This window comes from Clostridium facile (assembly GCF_014297275.1).
Classification (GTDB): domain Bacteria; phylum Bacillota; class Clostridia; order Oscillospirales; family Ruminococcaceae; genus Massilioclostridium; species Massilioclostridium facile.
The window spans coordinates 83,222-105,424 of the sequence record NZ_JACOQK010000001.1; the positions used below are offsets into that span (position 1 = coordinate 83,222).

The window sequence follows — 22,203 nt, forward strand, 5'->3', positions numbered from 1 at the left end:
AAAGGGGGAAGCTTAAAATTCGTTACGCACAGATACGGAAATATGATGTGGCAAACGGAGTTGGTATCCGTTCTACACTATTTGTAACAGGATGCCGCTTTCACTGTAAAGGGTGTTTTAATGAAGAATATCAGGATTTTTCTGCTGGTCAGCCTTGGAGTGAACAAGCAGAAGAAGAATTTTTGACCTATTTAAAAAACGAAAATATAGTTGGCGCCAGTATCTTAGGCGGGGAACCCCTCCAACAGGATGAGGATATGCTTCACCTTGTAAGAAGAATTAAACAGGAGACAGGAAAAACGATTTGGATGTGGACTGGGTACCGGTATGAAGATCTGAATCCTTTCCAAAAAGAAATTATCCAGTATGTGGATGTATTGGTGGACGGCCAATTTGTACTGGAATTGCGGAATTTAAAATTAAAGTTTCGTGGTTCAGAAAACCAACGGATTATTGATTTAAACCAGACTAGAAAACAGGGGAAACTAGTGTTGTGGGACTCTTCTTGTTGAACATACGATACTGGTAGGAATAAGATCTTACCGGTATTTTTCTATTAGATAATAAATGTAAAAATGTTTAGATAAAAGGGAGCATTTTTTATCTTTCCTATGTAACCCCATAGAAAGAAATTTTTGATTCATAAAACAGGTTTTATATTGTGAACATTTATATGTTTTTTATGTATCAAGCTTGTTTTTCTGGAAGTTCATTGCCAATTTTTTAATGTTCTTTTTTATAATTACTCACTTCACAACTCATAAGCCTGGGGATTGTTGTTCGAATCGATGCTATTCGATTGCTATTTGCAGCTTGTTATACTTGATATTTTAAAGGAAAGTTTTTATAGGATATCCCTACTGGTAGAAATGATGCGTTCTACAACAAAAAAACAGCCCATTCTTTGGGCTGTTTCAAATGGAGGAATCCCAGCATTATGCTGTTTTTCCGGAGGAGGATGATTCAGAAGAATCGCCATTCATATGTTTTTGATATTCCTGTAATATAGTTGTTTCCAAGATAGAACGGAATTCTGGTGAAATTGGGTGTACAATATCCCGGAATACCGTTCCATCCTTTTTACTAGGCATGGCAATAAACAACCGTTCTGGACCTTGTATCACCTTAATTTCATGAATTGCCAACAATTGGTCGATGGTAACGGATACGATCGCTTTTAATCTGCCTTCTGTAAAGGTTCTTCTAATTTTTACGTCTGTTATGGTCATTTGTATTTCCTCCTGTCTTATCAAAAGGGTGTTTTGTAACAGTAGTATGGGCAGAAGTAGAAAATTTAACCATGTTTTCCCGTTTTTCTAAAAAATATTTAAAAAAAACAAAAAGTTTCGGCTTTATAGGTTTATTTTTTTGTCCATTTGCAATATAATATAAAATATGTGTTATAATAGAAATCTATTTTTATAGTTATCATAATTGGTAGAATGGTATTCATAATAGGGAGTGAAGCACAATGGCTGAAAAATCCAATTTATTGCAAGGAAAAAAACATATACATTTTATTGGGATTGGTGGTTCTGGAATGTTCCCTTTGGCGCAGATTTTGCACAAAGAGGGCTACTATTTAACAGGGTCGGACAACAACGAATCCGACATTTTAAAGATGGTTCGCGCCTTAGGTATTCCAGTTACCATGGGACAGAAAGCGGAAAATATTGAAGGCGCAGATTTAATTGTTCATACAGCTGCTATTATGGAGGATAATCCGGAACTGATTGCCGCAAAGGCCAGTGGTGTTCCTACCATTGAGCGCAGTGTATTATTGGGGATCATTACGGAGCGTTATTCAGATTGTATTTGTGTCAGCGGTACCCACGGGAAAACCACTACAACCGCTATGCTGACTCAAATTTTATTAGATGCTGACATGGACCCTTCCGCAGTGATTGGAGGAAAATTGAAATCCATTAATAGCTACGGGCGTTCTGGTGATTCTGAGATTATGACCTGTGAAGCTTGCGAATTCGTAGACACTTTCTTGCATCTTTCTCCAGATATTGCAGTGGTACTTAATATTGACTGCGACCATATGGATTATTTTAAAACCATGGATAATTTAAAATTATCTTTTGAAAAGTTCTGCAATAAGGCGTCCAAGGCAATTATTTATAATGGGGATAATGAAAATACAGTTGAAGTAGCAAACCGCATCCAGGGAAAAAAGAAAATTTCTTATGGGATTATGGATACCAATGAATATTATCCAAAAAATATTACCCATATTGATGGGCTTCATACTAGGTATGATTTATACCATCAAGGGGAGTTTTTAACTACACTGGACATCCATGTACCAGGAGACCATAATATTGGAAATTCCGTGGCCGCATGTGCTGCTGCTTTGGAAGCAGGTACCCCAGTAGAAAAACTGGCAAAAGGATTGGATGCCTTTAAAGGTGCTGGCAGACGGTTTGAATTATTGGGTAAAGTAAACGGCGTTACCATTGTCGATGATTATGCCCACCATCCTGCCGAGATTGCCGCAACCCTTAAGGCGGCGAAATCTTTAAAATTTAACCAGGTATGGGCGGTACATCAACCATTTACCTATTCCAGAACCAAAATGTTATTGGATGATTTTGCGGAAGCCTTATCGATTGCGGATCACACTGTTTTAACCGAGATTATGGGTTCCCGTGAAAAAAATACCTACCATATTTACGCAAAGGATTTGGCGGATAAAATTGATGGCTGCGTTTGGTTCCCAACCCAGCAGGAAGTGGCGGATTATGTATTACAGCATGCCAAAGCGGGTGATTTGGTGATTACGTTAGGATGCGGCGATATTTATAAAGCTGCGAAAATTATGTTAAATGGACATTACGAATAATTTTTGAACAGCTTACAGGTGAATTGTTGAAAAGGTTGACGTCATTTTTAGGGTGATGTTGGCCTTTTTTCTTGTTTGATTGTATCTATAAAATATGGTATGATAAAAGCAAATGGAGGGATGATAAATGGCAAATATGATTATTATCGGAAAAGGGCCAGCTGGAATTTCAGCTTCGTTATATATTTTGCGTGCGGGGATTGAAACTACCATTATTGCGAAGGATGGCGGCGCATTGGAAAAAGCGGAATCCATTGATAATTTCTATGGCTTTCCACAGCCTATTTCTGGGAAGCAATTGATTCAGAACGGAGTGGAACATGCTAAACGCTTGGGAGCGCATTTTGTGGAAGATGAAGTAGTGGGGCTTTCGTTTGATGGCAAATTTGTAGTACAAACTGCAAATGGGGAATACAAAGCGGATAGTGTTTTGTTATCCACTGGTTCTCAAAGGGTACGGCCTAAAATCAAAGGCTTAACAGAGTTTGAAGGAATGGGCGTCAGCTATTGTGCCATATGTGATGCTTTTTTCTACCGTGGACAGCATGTGGCTGTTTTAGGGGATGGGGAGTATGCCCTTCACGAAGTAAAAGAACTGCTTCCTATTGTGGGTTCTGTTACTTTACTGACCAATGGAAGCCAACCTAAAGTTGTGTTCCCAGAGGAAGTGCAGATCAATCAGGCAAAAATCAGCGAGTTAATCGGTAATGAAGCTTTAGAACAGGTATTGTTGGAGGATGGAACAGCCTTGACAATATCCGGATTTTTTGTTGCACAAGGGGTGGCAGGAAGCAGTGACCTGGCGCGGAAAATTGGTGCCATGACCGAAGGCAATAAGATTATCGTTAATGAGAATATGGAAACCAATATACCCGGACTGTATGCCGCAGGGGATTGCGTTGGTGGATTATTACAAGTTTCCAAAGCGGTTAGTGATGGCGCATTAGCAGGTACTGCTGCCATCCGTTACTTAAGAGATTTAGGAAAATAAAGGAAATATACCGGTACTGTTTTCTCAATAGCAGTACCGTTTTTTTATAATTTTAATGGCAATAACACTAGTAAAACCAGATAAATCTTCTTGTTAAGCATGAGATTTTCCAAAAGGAAACTCCAACTATTTTGATTTATTAGAAATTATGCTTAGATCTACAATAAAAAGAGGAGTTAAGTGTACAATACTGTGATAGAATTTGTACTAATAGGCATCATTAGTTTTGTATTTTCGTAAATGGATACAACAGAAATAGTGCTGTTTCTGTATAGTTTTATAGCTTTATAAAAAATTATTCTTGACAAGAACATATGTTCTTTTATATAATAAGATTAGAACAAGGGGGGATATTGTGGATCTGTTTGATAAATTAAAAGTATTGGCTGCTTCCGCCAAATATGATGTATCCTGCGCTTCCAGCGGGGTGGACCGTGATTCGCCAAAGGATGGAATCGGGAGCGCTGTTTCCTGTGGCATCTGCCATACGTTTGCCTCGGATGGACGCTGTGTTTCTTTATTAAAAGTATTGATGAGTAACGCTTGTATTTACGATTGTAAATATTGCATTAACCGCCGTTCTAACCAGATCAAGCGGGCTACATTTACCCCCCGCGAACTGGCAGATTTAACAATACAATTCTATCGCCGAAACTATATTGAAGGGCTGTTTTTGAGCTCAGGGGTATTTAAAAATCCAGACTATACCTGCGAACAAATGATTCAATGTGTGGAGATACTGCGGAATGAATATCGATTTTATGGATATATTCATGCTAAAGCAATTCCTGGGGCGGATGGAAAACTGATTGAACAACTGGGCTTGCTGGTGGATAGAATGAGTGTGAATATTGAGATGCCAACTCAACAAAGTTTGGAAAAACTAGCGCCGGATAAAAGCAAAGTATCCATTTTAAAACCTATGTCCTTAATTCATAAACGGATTCAGCAGAATGCCACTGATTTGGTTCAATACCGTCATGCTCCCAAATTTGCACCAGCTGGACAAAGTACTCAGATGATCATTGGCGCTACACCGGAAAGCGATTTCCAAATTTTAAATTTGACCGAAGGACTTTATCGGAATTATGGGTTAAAACGGGTGTATTTTTCCGCTTATCTTCCTGTGGTACAGGATTCTTTGTTACCAGCGTTGGATACCAAACCGCCTTTACTGCGGGAGCATCGATTGTATCAAGCTGATTGGTTATTGCGTTTTTATGGTTTTAAAGCAAGTGAGCTATTGGACGAGCAACACCAAAGCTTTAACCCATTAGTAGACCCCAAATGCAATTGGGCATTAAACCATTTGGACTTATTCCCCATAGATGTGAACCGGGCGGATTATAACAGTTTATTACGTGTCCCCGGTATTGGTGTGACAAGTGCCAAACGGATTGTTGTTGCACGACGTATGGGACCTTTAAATTTTGCGGGATTAAAAAAATTAGGAGTGGTATTAAAACGTGCTCAATATTTTATTACCTGTAGTGGAAAAAAGAATGAAGGATTACGGATTACTCAGGATGGAATGATACGCAGTTTAATCTCAGAACAGGGATTAAATTATCTTTCCAAAGAATGTGACGTACAGCAATACGAACAGTTGAGTTTGTTCCGAAATAACCGACTTACCATAGAGGAGTTGCAAAAATGTTTCCCAACCACAACATAATTTATCAATATGATGGCAGTTTTGAGGGACTATTGTGCTGTATCTTTGAAAGTTTTCAGCGGAAAGAAACCCCAGTTGACATAGTGGTGGAAGAAAATTTTCAAATGTCCTTAACGCCTTCCAGATGGATTACGACTGATTTGGAAAAAGCAAAACGGGTGGCCAAAGGGATACAAAAAAATTTTACAAGGAAATGCCAAACGTTTTTCCATATGAGTTTTTTAACCTGCCATCCAAAAAAGGAATGGCTGATGCTGTGCTATGTGCAAATGGGATTCCAGTATCGGGAAAAAGTGTTGTCTTTGCTAACTCATCCTGTTGTAGGAGAGTTGCATAAGGCGGTGAAATATTTAAAAAATGAAAGCCATTTTATGAAAGAGTTTATCCGTTTTTCAGATTATGATGGCATGCTAGTAAGCAAGGTACATCCCAATAATATTGTTTTGCCAATGATCCAGCGGCATTTTTGTAACCGTTACCCAAACGAGTCTTTTTTGATTTTTGATGAGTCCCACCATATGGCATTGGTGCATAAACCAAATCGGACCAATATTTTCCCTTTGGACTCCTTGAAATTATTTTCTACAGCTTCTGAGGAAAAACAATATCAGAAACTATGGAAACAATACTATAATACGATTGGAATCGAAGAACGGTATAATCCAGTTTGCCGCCGTAATCATATGCCAAAACGTTATTGGAAATATATGGCGGAATTTCAAATCATTTTGGATAGTCAGAATGGTGATTGACTTATCTGGAGATTTTTGTTATACTATTAAATAATGTTTGTTTATCAAACAATCAATGCTGGTATAGCTCAGTCGGTAGAGCAGCTCATTCGTAATGAGCAGGTCATGGGTTCGAGTCCCACTTCCAGCTCCAAAACGAGCCTGAACATCCTTGTGTTCAGGCTCGTTTTTTTGTTGCCTTTTGGCATAAAAACAAAAACTTCATGGTTTCTATCAAGGGTAAGCAAAAAAACTTGATTATGGATTTTCAAAAGTACAAAAAATCGCTAATTTCTATTATACCAATCACTAGCATCTATGGTTAGTACCTATTATGGGTTGCAGGAATAGTGATGTATTGATAAAATTCAGTATCACTTCGAGAAGATAGCAAGAGCTTGACCCTTTTAGGATCTGCGCAAGCCACTAGTTTACCAATATTTTTGATATAATATCCAAAATTACCAATAAACAGGTATGCATAGGTTTTGGAAGAGTTACTAGTTAATTTTTAAAGTGGGTTGGACTCTATGATTTCTTACATATCTGTATCAGACAACATTGTTGGTAGTTATGGAATTTCTACCCATTTTATAGATTGTTGTGAATATTTTGTTTTCCCATCCCTAGTATAATCAAAGGATAAAATATCAAAAACTCCCCAACTATATGAATAGCTGAGGAGTTTTTGATTGAGGTGCAAACTCAAAGTAATTCTACTTTTTTTATTTCTTTTTACGAGAGAATAGAATTGTGGCACTGGCTACAAACAAGATAGCTGCACCTGCCATAGGGATAGCATCTCCGGTTTTTACAGGAGTATTTGAATTTACAGTATTATCATTGTTTTCATTTTCAGTGGAAGAAGCAATATTTTTTGCTACATTGGATTTTTCCAATCCACTTACTGCGTTAGTCAAAGAATCCACAGCTAGATCCACTACATCTTGTTGATCAACAGAAATTTCTGGATTATCCAGGATCGCTTTTGCTTGAGAAAGAGCCACGTTCAATGCAGCAACGCTTTCATCGGTGTATCCAGATAGGTCCATAGATTCTAATTGATTTACCAATTCTTCCAGAATGGATTTATCCGCTTGAAACCTTAATTGCAACATGCCACTTAAAAGATCATCCACTGCTGTATTAACTTCTTCTTGGCTTGCGTTTACATTATTGTATACATCTTGTGCATTTTTAAAGCTGTCCGCGAATACTTTCCATGTTGCTGGGGTATAGTCTGCTTCCTGGTATGTTGCGCATTCACCCAACAATGCTTCCAGTTGGCTCTTGTCTGCTAATTTTTCCAATGCGTCATATGCTGCCTTCAGATCGTTGTACGCTTTGTCAATTTCATTTTGCAATGCGTTTTCATCTGCCAAAACAGCTTCGGCATTGGCCAACGCTGTTTTGAAATTCTCTTTTGCCGCACCGTCTCGGTATTGGCTCAAGTCGGTATCCTTTACCTCATCATAGAAAGCTTGCAGCGCTGTTTTATCTCCCTTTTGGAATCCTAGTTTATGGATTTCATTTAATAGTTCTTTCCAAATAGTATCAATCGATTCCTGGCTAGCAAAAATATCTTGGGAGATTTCTTTTGCTTGTTCCAATGTTTTTTGGAAAGATTCTTGTACGCTTGGGATTGCGTTAGCAAACTCCTCAGAGTTTAATAATACTTCTGCTCTCTGAATAGTAGTGTTTAACAAATGTTTGTTTGTATCTGCGATATTGGTATTGTAAATTTCAAATTCCGCAATCTGCATTCTAACACGGTTATCATCCATTGGGTTTGCGCGGAGTTTTGTTCCTTCAAATTTTACATATCTGGCATCTACCGGATCAAAATCCAAATAAATAGCCCCAGAAGTTGGACGTTCTACATCGGTTGCAGAATAAACGGTAGTCCAAGTTTCACCATCTTTGGAAACCTGTACGTTATAATCAATTGGAATACCATAACCATTGTTGGTTCCGTCATAGCGTGGATAGAGTTTCACACGGGAAACCTGTTTTACCGATTCCATATCAATGGTAACCCATTCGCTGCCACCGTGATTTTCCGCAGAGGTCCATCCTTCATTTTGTAAAACTAATGTATCAGTGATACCATCATTAATATATTTTGCCATAAAATAAGGGTCTACTACTTGGTTAGAGGAAACTTCAAATGGCTGTTTTAAAGCATAGTTATCCGAAGCGATTGAGTAGGAAACAATATTGGAATTGGTTGTACCATATTCGTTGGAAACAGCACAGTAGTATTGGTATCCAGAATTTTCTGTGCTACCAAGAATGGAATAGGAGAAGTTAGTAGCATCTGAAATTGCAGACCAGGAGTTTCCGTTATCCGTGGAAACATACCATTGATAGGACATTGGGGTAACGCTCAACGCACCAACAGTAAAGGTAATGGTGGTACCAGGCTTGGTTTCCACTGTTTTTGGCTGCTGGTCAATTACAGGAGGGGTTTTTGCTGTGCTATTGTATACTTCAATTTCAGAAACCTGGAATCTGGTGCGGTTTCCGTCATTTGGATTTACACGTAATTTAGAACCATTTAATTTAATATAACGGGCATTTTGTGTATCAATTTTAAAAGAATGCGCACCGGAGGCAATTCGTGGGATATCTTTGATCTCCTTTACAGTAGTCCAGTTTTGGGCATCGTCGGAAACCAAAATTTCCATATTGATTGGAATCCCGTAACCATTATCCACGCCGTTATGCCTTGGATAAACTTTAATGGTATCAAATTCTTTGGATTCTCCTAAGTCAATATAAACCCATTGTTCTTCCCGCAATTCATCCGAAGTCCAGCCTTCGTTTTGTCCGGTAATGGTATAAACACCATCGGTTACTTTGCTGACATCAAACATACCGTTTACGATGTTTGTAGAAGCGGTAGCAGGTTTATGCAAAGCCAGGTTTTCCCCTAACATGGACATTCCCATCGCGGTAAGCTGGGTATCCTCTTCCAGTGTGAAAGTGTATTCTGGGTCTGTAGAAACGGTTTCGCCGTTTTCATTTCGCCAACCTAAAAAGGCAACGTCTTCTCCTGGAACAGCTTTGACAGTAACCTGGCCATTTGTTTCGTATAAACCACTAAATGGATTACTTACTTCAGCACCGTTGATATAAAGCTTGATATCCTGAGAGTTGCTGGAGATTTTTACTGTCTTTCCATCAAATTTCCATTCTGGGACAAATTCAGCCCCAATGGTATAATCCGCATTCATTGTGATGGAGATTTCGTTGGTATCCCGTTTTCCAACAGAACCATTGAAAATATCAAATAAATAATTTTCATTTGGTTGCGCAGTTAAAGTAACTTGGGAATCAGCTGCGAAAGTATTGGTATAAGGAAGTGCAACCTGTTCTCCATTCACTAAAATTGTTCCATTTTCCAAAGCGGGAATGGTTAAAGTATATTCTGTTTTGGATTCTGCCTGTGCGGGAAACGCGCTCAATGACCAGTTACCAGGCTGCGCGTTAAAGAAGATGTGGTTTTCATCGGAATACGCATAGGTCAATCCGTCTACAGCATCATGAACGGTTCCGTTGTTCCAGATGACTTTACCATCACATACTACCATGGTGTTACCTTCTTTTAATCTTGGAACACCAATTACAGCTGTGCTGGAGCCTGGTACATTGACGGATAAATCAAACTGTTCCGTCGCATTGTTTGCTTTCACTTCGATTAATCCTTTTACGGTTGGAATCCCAGCGCTGATATTTTGAATGGAATCCATTTGAGGCGCCACAATAAATTTATCATAGCCTGCTTCCAGTGGACGTACACCAGCAGCATAACCGGATAAGGAGATTAATCCACCGCCAGACCAGCCATGGTTTTTACTACCACCGCCATTCCAGTTTTCCGAGAAGGTTGGATCATCTAGCGCAACATCGTTGGCATAGCTTTCTTTCATCCTTTGTTCCGCCTCTGCGGTATAACCCATCATATATAAGGCTTCGATGGAGTATTTTACCATGTATGGGCTAGCAAACTGGTTGTTTAACAAAATATCCCGAATTTGTGGATATTTATCCGGGGAAACCAGTCCTGCATATACTGCCAATGCTTGTCCACGGTCATCCGCTGGCCCGGTATAAGTTTGAGAGCGGTATTCCTGGCCATTCCAGAAGGTAGCATCAAATTTCGCATGCATCGCATCCCGCAATGCTTCATAGGTTGCCAGGTTTTCGGTGTCATTTAAAGCTTCCGCGTAATTGCAAAGTGTTTTTACACCAATATATGCCCAGATGTTTAAACTCAGGTTTTGGTCCATATTAGGACCCCAGTCGATCCAGTTGGTGTGCATGGTGTTGGTTCCACTTCCACGGACAAATGGATCGGTGTAGTTCTGAACATCCAAATCAAACATTTCCATGTATTTTTGCAATGCTTCATAGGAGTTTTCCAGGGTATCCCGGTCGCCTGACCACAGATAATATTGGAACCAGGACATTACCCCTGCCAAAGATTGCCCTGTTAATTCCGCGTATTCGTTATAACGGAATGTAGTTGGCGCTGTGGATGGAATAACGCCTTCTGCGTTCTGCCAGTTAACACGGGTAGAAATATCCTTCCTTACCATATCATACACGCTGGTGGACATGGAGTAGTAGGCAATTTCCATTTCGTTTACCGCATCCCCTAACCATGGAGCACGTTCACGGTCTGGACAATCCATAAAGGTATCTCTCATATTGACATAAGCGGTATCCCGTGCTTTTGTCCAAAGGGTGTTAAAAAATTCATCATCACTGTTAAAATAGCCTTCAAATTCTGTGTTGTATCCACTTTGACGGTATCCCAGTTCCAAAACCTTGACATCCTCAGGAATTTCAAAGTCGATATACCACCAGTTAATCCAAGAAGGGGATTCATATTCCTGTACAACAGCTTCACCATTATTCCCACCCATTGTAGTATAAGTTAAGTTGCTGTTTACAGAGTTTGGACAGCTGATTTTAATTACTTTTCCAGCTGGTGCTTCCACTTTTAAATAAGGGGTAAACTGGATGTTGGTTGGCAGTTTTAAACGGTAGTGGGTTGCGTCTATTTTTGTAACATATTCAGCATCATCTGGAGAATAGGTTGCTAAATCCCAAACTTTCCATTCAGGGATTGTCCTTGGCCACAGTTCATTCCATGGTTTATCTCCGGCTTTTCCAACGATTTTAGCGTTATTCCAGGAGGAAGTATCAAAATCAGGATCGTAAAAGTTGTTAAATCCTTCCCGAGCATCATAATTGATGTTGTATTCCTGGGTATAGCCACCCATTGGATTGCTTGGTTGATAACCCATTTGACGGCTGACTTTCCATGTATCGTCGGAAATTACCATTTGATCTCCCATTTGGGATTCAAACAGGAATCCTCCCTGTCCACTTCCAACATGGGAATGGCCCTCATTGCCAAAATACCATACCAAAGCTACAATTGTGTTATTTCCTTCTTTTAAGTAAGGGGTCAGGTCAACTTCATCGTAATAAGTGGCAACTTCCTGGATCATATGGTCTAAATCCGGTTGGGAAGAATCCCCTTGTGGGTAAATATCTTTGTCCAGCAAAGCAGCGCCACGTTTTAGCTGTCCCTCAAATACCGCTAATTCGCCGTTGATATAAAGCCAATATTTGGTGTCAGCAGCGATTTTTGCGGTTACTTTTTCTGGAACAGAATCCAGGGTAACATCTTTACGGAATGTCATCCAACGGTTACTTTGTCCGTCATCGGAAGGATCCCAAATCCAGTTGGCGGAAAATTGGTAATCACTTTTTTGGAACGCAGCATCACCACGCGCCACAATTGCCTGTGCGTTGTTTGGTAGTTCGCCAGACGTCTGCCCTGCTACGGCAGATACCGACATTGAGGACATCAGCATCGTAGCGGACAGCACTACTGACAACGCGGAACGGAAGATTTTCTTCATTCTCTGTTTTTCTCCTTTACAAATTTATTTGCAGTATCCCTGCTTTTTTCATTATAGGTGATTTCTTCCATAAAATCAATTATTATTCTGAATATTTATAATAATGTATAATGATTTCATACATAATTTCTATATTTTCTTTGTGAGATGGGCAAAATTGGATTTCCAATTTTATGGTAAACAAAAAATATAATCTAAATTTTGTCAACAATGAGAATAGTTTTTATATAGTTTTGGTGTTATAATGAATTTGCTATCTTTGTTTAGGAAGGGGGAAACAGTCTTTATTATTTTATACAAGTTTGTTTTATGGTAAAAGAAAAACAGGAGGAAAGTATGAAGAAATTTAACCGATCGATTGCTGCTATTTTGGCAGTATGTATGTTGTTTACGATGGCGTTTACAGTATCAGCAACGGATCAAACCCTTTATACCATGGAGATTTTGGACCTTACTGTAAACAATCGTACCAATCCACAGGGATTGGATGATGACACTCCATCTTTTGGCTGGAGGATGGATTCTAATTTAGTTGGGCAAAAACAAACTGCATACCATGTTATAGTAACAGAAAAATTTTCCGGCGAAACAATGTGGGACAGCGGTAAAGTAGAAGGCAATGTTTCCCAGTATATTGAATATGCTGGAAAAGAATTAAGCCCGGAATCGGATTATAATTGGAATGTAACCGTGTATGACAGCAATGGAAAAGCCTATTTGTCCGATACAGCAACCTTTACTACCGGATTAATGGCTGACCGTTTGATTCCGGAAGAACAACCATCCATTCAAGATTTAACCAGCTATACGATTGATACCGACTTTGTCATTCACAGCGGATGTATGGGGCTATTGTTCGGTGTACAGGATAGCAATAATTTTTATATGTGGCAGATCAATGCCGGAGATCTTTCTATTAATCCTCATCAATGGAGCAATGGGGGAATTAATACGAACTTTCCACATCCCAGCATCAAAGATGCTTTAGGAGTGGATTCCATTTTGGAAACTCCGCTGCATTTAACCATGAAAATGGAAGAAGGAACTGTGACTAGTTGGATTAATGATGTCCAGATTGGGGAACCCCTTTCCATTGGTCAAGTAAAATTGGGGCGGATTGGTTTCCGTCAAGCTGTCAATGAAAGCGCTGATATTGACCAGATTACTGTAAAAGATCAGGACGGACAGGTTGCGTTTGAGGAGGATTTCTCTGATCAAACTTCGAATCCATTTGATGGTGGTACCGTTGAAAATGGACAGTTGAAAATGAATAGCACCAATTTAGTGTTCCAGAAAGACACCGAACTGGAAAATACAACATTTACCATTGATTTTGATGGCCAGGTAGTAAATACTGCTTTGGGGCCATTGATTGGCGGGCAGGATAACAGCAACTTTTATATGTGGCAGATTAACGCTGCAGAACGTGTTTTTAAACCACATCAATGGAGTGGTGGAAATATTACTACTTTAAAACAAGTAAGCCTTGACCCTGTGTTCGGGGAAGGACAGCCAATTGAAGGTGTACCATTTCATATGACAATCCAAGCCAATAATGGCGAGGTAAAAACGTATTTGAATAAAATTGGCGAACAACCACAATTGATTGATACCATCCAATTATCCCCTTTTAGTGTGGGGAAATTTGGATTCCGTCAGATGAAAGACCATGTATCCAATGAGGTTGGACTGATTGACAATCTAAAAATCGTTGGAGAAGATGGCAGTATCTTATTGGAGGATGATTTTTCTTCCCCATATAACACTACATTTCCTTCCGGTTCCATTACAGAAGATGGCTGGTTCTGTGCGGAAAATGGGCTGTTTTTCCAAAATGAAACTGAAGAAGTGTTGGGATGGAGTGGAGCACAATGGATTGGCTCCCCGGAAATCTCGGTAGATTCCGGAAAAATCCCTGTCTATAACCTGTATTATGATTTGCAGTTAGTAGAAGGAAGCACCAAAGCGGCTGCTTTGGTTTGCGGAAACGACTATCGCTTAATGGACAAAACAAAAAATAACTATCGTGTGGAAGGGGAAAGCTACCTTTCCTTTGAGCTGGACGCTTCTAATGTATCTGCTGGAGGTTCACCAGTTTTAAACTTGTACCGGAAAGGGTTCTGTTCTGACGATTATAAGAATCCAGACGCTACTACATTAATGAGAAGTTTTTCCCTGGATAATATCGGGGTAACTGCAGAGAACCTTTATACAACACCAATCCGGTTTTCTTTAACCTGCTATGGCGGCGGTTTCCGGATTTATGTCAACGACCAAAATTATGGTGAAGTTGTCATCAATCCTACCGGTGGGACACAGGACCAGCCTTGCTATACCTACCTGAATTCCATTGGATTTTTGACAGAGCCAGGCCAGCAGGCGGAATTCCAAAATTATGAAATCCGTACTTGGGACACTGCTCATGCCGTGATGTTTGATAAAACAACAGGGGCAACCTATTCTATTTTTGAAGGGCAGGATGGTGTTTCGGTACAAGATCATTCTATTATGGTAGGGGACCAGGCAAAACAGGTAAAAATTTTAGCAGAGCCTGATTATAAATCCAATCAGTTATTACGGAAAGAATTTAATGCGGACCAACCAATACAGTCAGCACGTTTATACATTACTTCTCGTGGCATTTATGAACCATATGTCAATGGCGAAAGGATTGGGGAAGATTGGTTTAACCCTGGTTTTACCCAATACAATAAAACCATTACCTATTCTACTTATGATATTACAGACCAATTACAACAGGGAACCAACGCGATTGGTGTACGCCTGGCATCTGGCTGGTGGCATGATGAAATGACATTTGATTTGTCCAAATACAATTATTGGGGCAACAAACCATCCTTGTTGGCAAAAGTAGTTGTTACCTATGCCGATGGTACCAAAGATACAATTGTAACGGATGAAAGTTGGAGCTATAACAATACGGATAGTCCAATTATCTATGCAGGATTCTTCAATGGTGAAGTATATGACGCACGGAAAGAAGCAACGATTGAAGGATGGAACCAGCCAGGATATACAGGGGAAAACTGGTATAATGCTTCCGTTATCGTTCCATTGCCAGAAAACGCAAATCCTCATATCATTGCCCGGGTAGATGAACCGGTACGCCATGTGGAAACACTCTCCGCAAAATTTGATAAAGAACCTGACCCCAATATTTATGTATATGATATGGGAACCAACATGGTAGGTGTTCCTGAAATCACCTTCCCAGAAATGCCGGCAGGTACCGAAATTACCATCCGGTATTCGGAAATTTATTATCCTGAACTGGATCCAAGCAATCCTTATTACTATGGGGAAATGTCAGGTAAACTGTTGACAGAAAACCTGAGAGCTGCCTTGTGTACTGATACCTATATTGCGAAGGGAACAAAAGGCGGGGAAACCTATCGTCCAAGCTTTACTTTCCATGGTTATCGCTATATTGAAATCAGTGGGTTAGAGGAACCATTACCGGAAGAAAATATCAAAGGGATTGTATTAAGCTCGATTGAAGGCACAACTTCTACCTACGAATCTTCCAATGAGTTAACCAACCAACTACACAAAAATATCCAACGTTCTTTGCTGGGGAACCATGTCAGCATTCCAACAGACTGCCCACAGCGTGATGAACGTATGGGATGGACAGGGGACGCTCAAGTGTTTTCCAGAACAGCTACCTATTATGGCGATATGAATCTGTTGTATGAAGGATGGGAAGGTACCATCCGTGATGCTCAAACAGCATCTGGTACAATTCCTCAAACAGCTCCAAACCTTGGTTGGGGAGCAAGTGTGGAGGTAGCCTGGCCAGCAGCAATTGTTATCCCAACCTGGGAAATCTATAAACAATATGGCAACACCCGTGTAATTGAAAGCAATTTGGATGCGATGAAAGCATTTTTGGATTCTATTGGAAATGATAAATTCGCGCCAGATAGTTATTTAACCAAGGGCACCGCATTAACCGAACATCTGGCCTTAGTTGGAACAGATTCCCCTCTATGCTCCAACGTGCTCTACGCCTATATGTTAGGGCTTTTCTCCAAAATGGCTGCGGCAATTGGAGAAGATGAACTTGCACAGCATTATAGTGATTTAAGCGTAAAAGTAAAAGAAGAATGGAATCAGGTATTTATTAATGCCGCAACTGGGCAAACTCAGAATTCCAGTGGAGGTATCCAGGATACCCAGGCTTCTTATGCTTTAGCGATTGAATACAACGTAATCAGCGATGAAAACCGTGATCAAGCAGCAGAATTATTGGATCAGGCTTGTGAACGTGGTTACAATAATGTTCCATATACCATTACAACCGGATTTATTGGAACAGCACCATTGTTGCCAGCATTAACTGATGTGGGTAAAGTGGACACTGCCTATAAAATGTTTGAACAAACAGAATTTGCTTCCTGGTTGTATCCAGTTACCCAAGGAGCAACCTCTATTTGGGAACGTTGGAACGGCTATACCATTGAAAATGGATTTAGTGGATTAAACTATATGAATTCCTTTAACCACTATGCAGCCGGTGCGGTTGGCGCATGGATGATAAACGACCATGTGGGAATTACTAGTGATGAAGAACATCCTGGATTCCAGCAGTTCATTTTACAGCCAACACCGGGAGGGGATTTCACCTATGTCAATGGTGGATATGATTCCATTTATGGGCATATTACTTCTAATTGGAAAGCAGATCAAGGTAAATTAACTGCATATGAAGCGGAAGTTCCAGCAAATACTACAGCAACTCTGTATCTGCCAATGGATCAGAACACTGTGATTGGAGATCTTCCAGAAGGTGTTTCCTTTACTGGATGGGATACCAGATATGGAAATTCTGTAGCGGTATTCCAATTAGTAGCTGGTGGATACCAATTTTCAGTTGACAATAATGGATTGACAGTAGCTCTTAATGATGGCTATGTAACCGAAGGAACACCAGAACCACCAGTTGGCGATGCTAATAAAACCATCTTGGATAAAGTAATTACAGAAGCAAACCGTCTGAAAGGGACAGAGGAATATACCAATGCTATCCCAGCAGTAAAAGAAAGCTTTGATAAGGTATTGGCAGATGCGCAGGCTGTGTATGACAATCCATCCGCGACCCAGAAAGAAGTGGATACCGCGTGGATGAACCTGATGGAAGAAATTCATAAACTGGGATTCCAGAAAGGTGACAAAACGGCCTTACAGGCACTGTATGATCAAGTAAAAGATATTGATCTGAGCCAGTACCGTGATGGCGTGGCCAAAGAGAATTTCAAAACAGCGCTGACCAACGCCGAAACTGTATTAGCGGATGAAAACGCGTTACAAAATGAAATTGATAAAGCGTACAACGACCTGAAAGCAGCGTATGAAGCATTGGAAAAATTGGCCGACAAGAGCCAGCTAAAAGCTCTGCTGGACGAATGTGCAGGATACCAAAAAGAAGAATACACCCCGGTAACGTGGGAAGTATTCGAAGGAATCCAGAAGAAAGCTCAGGAAGTCTATGACAATGCCAATACAACTCAGGAAGAAATCAATGCAGCAGTGGATGAACTTTTAAGCGGCATGCTGCAATTGCGGTTTAAAGCAGATAAATCTCTGCTACAGAATTTAATTGCTGAATTAGAAGAAATGGATTTCAGCCAATATACAGAAGAAAGTGTAGCGGCATTCCAAATTGTTTTAGCGGAGGCAAAAACAATACTGTCTGATGACAATATCAGTATAGAGGATCAGCAGATTGTGGATCAGCAGATTGTGGATCAGCAAGTATCCAATTTAAAATCCGCTTACAAAGGATTAATTGGTAAACAAACAGATTCTACGGAATTTGTAGATATTACCCCATCCAACGAAAATAGTCAAGAAACAAAACCAATAGAAGCGGCGAATACAGGGGATGTATCCCCAATTGCTGGACTGATTCTGTTGGGGTTAGCTGGAATTACAGTAGCAGCTTTCCAAAAACGAAAATAAACTAATTGAATCAAAAATGGCAGTAGTGTTTACTACTGCCATTTTTATCTACTTTCATAAAACAAAATGCCTGCTTTTATCAAGGAAAGCAAAAACTTTTTGTTGCGCATGTTGAGAGAAGAAAGAACGATATATTTGCAACGTGAAAAAGGTAAAGAATAGGAGTTTGTAGTGCAAGTGATATCAAAGATACTGGATAATTTTTCAGATACTGGTATTGCCGACGGTTCCTAATAGGATACTTGTTTTTATGTACTTGTCATTCCGCTCTTATTTGTGTTATACTGATTCCAGAATAGGGGGCGGATCAATGAAGATTATAATTTCTCCAGCCAAAAAAATGAAGCGGGATTTGGATTTTTTACCTCCTAACAGATTGCCAAAATATTTGGAAAAAACAGAACGGTTAAAGGAATATTTACAATCCCTATCCTACCAAGATTTAAAACAGCTTTTAAGTTGTAATGATCAAATAGCGCAGCAGAATTTTCAGCGTTATCAAAATATGGATTTGTTTCATCAATTGACGCCGGCAATCCTGGCCTATGAGGGGATTCAATATCAATATATGGCGCCTCAAGTGTTTGAAACGGATTATTTTCAGTATATCCAGGAGCACCTACGTATTTTATCTGGATTTTATGGGATTCTAAAACCGTTTGATGGGGTAGTACCTTATCGGTTGGAGATGCAGGCTAAGCTAAAAATAGATGGCTATCATAACTTATATGAATATTGGGGAGATTCTTTGTATCAAACTTTAGCCCACAAAGATGATACCATATTAAACTTGGCATCGAAAGAATACAGTAAAATTGTTAAAAAATACCTTTCCCCTAGAATAAGATGGATTGACTGCACGTTTGGAGAGTGGGTTGATGGAAAAATTAAGGAGAAGGGTGTTTATGTAAAGATGGCAAGAGGGCAGATGGTGCGTTTTATGGCGGAACACAATCTGGAAGATGTAGAAGGTATCCAGAAATTTGACCGCTTAGGGTACCAATATCAGCCTGATTTATCTCAAAAAGACCATTTTATATTTTTGAAATAGGAGGAATAAGGATGTTAAATACAGGTGTGAAAGCCCCAGAAATTGTTTTACCAGATCAAAATGGGATAGAAGTAAAGTTATCTGATTTTTTAGGGAAAAAAGTAGTGGTATATTTTTATCCAAAAGACAATACCCCTGGATGTTCCAAACAGGCGGTAGCTTTTGCGGAACAATTTGAGGAATACCGAAAACGTGATATTGTCCTGATTGGAATCAGTAAGGATAGCCAAAAGTCCCATGTCCGTTTTATAGAAAAATACCAGCTTCCATTTATTTTGTTGTCCGACCCAGATTTAAAGGCGATTCAAGATTATGATGTGTGGCAGGAAAAGAAATTGTATGGTAAAGTAAGTATGGGGGTTGTCCGTACTACCTATTTGATTGATGAGCAGGGAATGATTCAACAGGTATGGAATAAGGTAAAACCTGACCAAAATGCCACTGAGATTTTATCCTATCTGGATGCTGAAAAATAATCATTAAAAGTAATCGGTTTTTATAGAGTTAGAATCTATTTAAATCATGCCTTTTCTACAATAAATTTTGATCAACCAAAAAAGGTTTACAAATTTTTAGTGATCCTGTATAATAAACTTCGGGAATGAAGTTCTCCCTTGGGAAACCAAAACCGTTGATCAGGCTGATGACTTCTGTGATTTTATTGGTCGCAGGAGGCATCAGCTTTTTGCGCCTAAAGGAGGAAATGATTATGTTAACATCACTCGCACTTATTTTTCTGGTAGGCTTATCGATGGCTGCGATCTGCCAAAAAATAAAATTGCCCCGTATCATCGGGATGTTGGTTACTGGTATTGTTTTGGGACCATATGTTTTGGATTTACTGGACCCATCTATTCTCTCTATATCATCAGAACTGCGGCAAATGGCACTTATCATTATTTTGCTGAAAGCAGGGCTTTCTTTGGATTTGGCAGACCTTAAAAAAGTGGGGCGTCCTGCTGTTATGATGTCGTTTGTACCAGCTAGTTTTGAGATACTCGCTTTTTTCTTGTTTGCTCCATATCTCCTTGGAGTTACAAGGATGGAAGCTGCTGTTATGGGCTCTGTCCTTGCCGCGGTATCCCCAGCGGTGGTTGTACCACGTATGGTCCAGCTTATGGATACGAAGTACGGTACTTCAAAAAGTATTCCTCAACTAGTGATGGCCGGTGCGTCTTGCGATGATATTTTTGTAATTGTATTGTTTTCAACATTTGTGAGTATGGCACAAGGGGGAAGTGCGCACCTAATGGATTTTTTGAGTATTCCAATTTCGATTGTACTCGGTATTATCTTAGGTGCTATCGTTGGATTTCTTCTTAGCTTGTTTTTTGAAACCGCATATGCCCATAAACATTGTGTGAGGAACAGCATGAAAGTTATCATTGTATTAGGGATATCGTTTTTATTGATGGCGATTGAAACCTGGACAAAAGGGATTGTTTCTATTTCTGGATTACTGGCAATCGTCAGTATGGCATGCGTAGTGAAAATAAAGAGTATTGCTTCTGTTTCCAATAGGTTGTCTGAAAAATTTGGAAAACTGTGGATTGCAGCAGAAGTGATATTATTTGTGTTGGTAGGGGCTGCGGTTGACATCCGTTATACCATGGAAGCAGGTGTTGTTGCTATTGGAATGATATTGATTGCGCTTGTTTTTCGGTCGATCGGAGTATTTATCTGCCTGTTAAAAACACAGTTAAATGGAAAAGAACGCCTTTTCTGCATAATTGCGTATTTGCCAAAAGCAACGGTACAGGCTGCAATTGGTTCTGTTCCGCTTGCGATGGGATTGCCTTGTGGGAAGATAGTTCTTTCTGTGGCTGTTTTGGCAATTTTGATTACAGCGCCACTTGGAGCGTTGGGGATGGACTTTACTTATCAAAGATTGCTTCTCAAAGAAGAAAAATTTTAAAGCAGGATTTATTGAACAGCTATATCAGTAATCGAAATTGAATCTAATTGTATAGTAGAAACAGAGCGTAAAATATGCTATAATAAAACGAAATTACAATAATAATTCGTGTTACTTGAAGATAAGATAATTAAGTTTATAAACAAATTTATTTTTGTTCACATGAATCATTGAAAAGAAGTATTCAAATAAAAAAACAGGATGACTAAAAATACAGTCAATTAAGGAGGAATAAAAGTGGTAAGGGTAATGTTTATTTGTCACGGCAATATTTGTCGTTCCCCGATGGCCGAGTTTGTGTTCCGTGATATGGTGGAGAAAAAAGGGTTAGCATCTTCTTTTTTCATAGCGTCTTCCGCAACCAGTACAGAAGAAATCGGAAACCCAGTGCATCCTGGCACCAGGAAAAAATTACGAGAATATGGGATTGACACCAGTGGAAAATATGCTGTTCAGCTGCGGTATAGTGATTATCAAAATTATGATTACCTAATTGTGATGGATGAATACAACATGATTAATATTACCCGTATTATTCCATCCGATCCACAACAAAAAATCCACAAATTACTGGATTTTACACAGCGGGGTGGAAATATTGCAGACCCTTGGTACACAGGAAATTTTGATGTTACCTATGATGATGTGTATGAAGGGTGTACTTGCTTGCTAGAACATATTTTACACCATGATGCCGCATTACTTTAAGAAATAAAAGATGAAGAAGGAGTCTCCTTCTTCATCTTTTTTGCATCGTAAGGGATATTATTGTTTTTCAGCTAATAATGTTAAAGCGATTTCTTCATTAGAGTCACAAGAAATGCTAGTGATATCACTGAATGATATTATGCTTATTCCATCCTTTTTTCCGTAATCATCTAATTGTTCCACTGTAATAATAGTATCCTTTATTTCTGAGATAAAGCCTTGGATATCATAATTCCCACTTTCCAATAGTTCAATTGAAACTACTTTATGGTTTTCTTGGGCAAAACAAGCCAAATCAGCAACCAAGTTATTTGTTGTTAGATGGAACGGACAATGGTGCTGGTGGTGTAAAAGATATAGTTG

At 39.4% G+C, this 22,203-nt stretch carries 13 protein-coding genes, 1 tRNA gene and 1 riboswitch; of the genes, 11 read left to right on the forward strand and 3 right to left on the reverse strand.

Annotated features, from left to right (window positions below; translation table 11 throughout):
• The first annotated feature begins 32 nt into the window (after positions 1 to 32).
• The gene (gene nrdG / locus H8Z77_RS00295; protein WP_338061271.1) at positions 33 to 512 is read left to right on the forward strand and encodes an anaerobic ribonucleoside-triphosphate reductase activating protein; all 480 of its coding nucleotides are present in this window, start codon (positions 33 to 35) and stop codon (positions 510 to 512) included.
• A 423-nt stretch (positions 513 to 935) separates the two neighbouring features.
• Here nrdG and H8Z77_RS00300 read toward each other — a convergent pair whose 3' ends face one another.
• Positions 936 to 1,229, reverse strand: a complete 294-nt coding sequence (locus H8Z77_RS00300; RefSeq protein ID WP_069988106.1) for a SpoVG family protein — start codon at positions 1,227 to 1,229, stop codon at positions 936 to 938.
• Positions 1,230 to 1,471: 242 nt separating this feature from the next.
• Between H8Z77_RS00300 and murC the strand changes: the two genes are divergently transcribed.
• The 5 genes from murC (at position 1,472) to H8Z77_RS00325 (ending at position 6,399) form a co-directional block, all read left to right on the forward strand.
• Positions 1,472 to 2,848 carry a UDP-N-acetylmuramate--L-alanine ligase gene (gene murC / locus H8Z77_RS00305; RefSeq protein ID WP_186995801.1) on the forward strand — a complete coding sequence of 459 codons (1,377 nt, stop codon included), beginning with the start codon at positions 1,472 to 1,474 and terminating at the stop codon, positions 2,846 to 2,848.
• Between the two features lie 127 nt (positions 2,849 to 2,975).
• Positions 2,976 to 3,839, forward strand: a complete 864-nt coding sequence (locus H8Z77_RS00310; protein WP_186995802.1) for an NAD(P)/FAD-dependent oxidoreductase — start codon at positions 2,976 to 2,978, stop codon at positions 3,837 to 3,839.
• Between the two features lie 355 nt (positions 3,840 to 4,194).
• Complete coding sequence (locus H8Z77_RS00315; RefSeq protein WP_186995803.1) at positions 4,195 to 5,514, forward strand: putative DNA modification/repair radical SAM protein; 1,320 nt, start codon at positions 4,195 to 4,197, stop codon at positions 5,512 to 5,514.
• Complete coding sequence (locus H8Z77_RS00320) at positions 5,493 to 6,266, forward strand: TIGR03915 family putative DNA repair protein (protein ID WP_186995804.1); 774 nt, start codon at positions 5,493 to 5,495, stop codon at positions 6,264 to 6,266. The genes H8Z77_RS00315 and H8Z77_RS00320 overlap by 22 nt, the downstream gene beginning before the upstream one ends.
• 57 nt (positions 6,267 to 6,323) lie before the next feature.
• A tRNA-Thr gene (locus tag H8Z77_RS00325) sits at positions 6,324 to 6,399 on the forward strand.
• Between the two features lie 571 nt (positions 6,400 to 6,970).
• Here the strand turns inward: H8Z77_RS00325 and H8Z77_RS00330 are convergent.
• Positions 6,971 to 12,184: a discoidin domain-containing protein gene (locus H8Z77_RS00330; RefSeq protein WP_186995805.1), complete on the reverse strand. Its 5,214-nt coding sequence runs from the start codon at positions 12,182 to 12,184 to the stop codon at positions 6,971 to 6,973.
• 336 nt (positions 12,185 to 12,520) lie between these two features.
• Here H8Z77_RS00330 and H8Z77_RS00335 point away from each other — a divergent pair, with 336 nt between their 5' ends.
• From H8Z77_RS00335 to H8Z77_RS00355, 5 genes are all read left to right on the forward strand, one after another.
• Complete coding sequence (locus H8Z77_RS00335) at positions 12,521 to 18,166, forward strand: family 78 glycoside hydrolase catalytic domain (protein WP_186995806.1); 5,646 nt, start codon at positions 12,521 to 12,523, stop codon at positions 18,164 to 18,166.
• A gap of 310 nt (positions 18,167 to 18,476) precedes the next feature.
• Complete coding sequence (yaaA, locus tag H8Z77_RS00340; protein ID WP_186995807.1) at positions 18,477 to 19,217, forward strand: peroxide stress protein YaaA; 741 nt, start codon at positions 18,477 to 18,479, stop codon at positions 19,215 to 19,217.
• 11 nt (positions 19,218 to 19,228) lie between these two features.
• Entirely contained in the window at positions 19,229 to 19,693 is a 465-nt protein-coding gene (gene bcp, locus H8Z77_RS00345) for a thioredoxin-dependent thiol peroxidase (protein WP_069988113.1), read from the forward strand.
• Between the two features lie 112 nt (positions 19,694 to 19,805).
• A riboswitch (Fluoride riboswitch) is annotated at positions 19,806 to 19,877 on the forward strand.
• 49 nt (positions 19,878 to 19,926) lie between these two features.
• Positions 19,927 to 21,132: a cation:proton antiporter gene (locus H8Z77_RS00350; RefSeq protein ID WP_186995808.1), complete on the forward strand. Its 1,206-nt coding sequence runs from the start codon at positions 19,927 to 19,929 to the stop codon at positions 21,130 to 21,132.
• A 237-nt stretch (positions 21,133 to 21,369) separates the two neighbouring features.
• Entirely contained in the window at positions 21,370 to 21,840 is a 471-nt protein-coding gene (locus H8Z77_RS00355) for a low molecular weight protein-tyrosine-phosphatase (protein WP_186995809.1), read from the forward strand.
• A gap of 57 nt (positions 21,841 to 21,897) precedes the next feature.
• Here H8Z77_RS00355 and H8Z77_RS00360 read toward each other — a convergent pair whose 3' ends face one another.
• A complete protein-coding gene (locus H8Z77_RS00360) occupies positions 21,898 to 22,134 on the reverse strand; it encodes a hypothetical protein (protein ID WP_069988116.1) in 237 nt (78 codons plus the stop codon).
• Positions 22,135 to 22,203 lie beyond the last annotated feature (69 nt).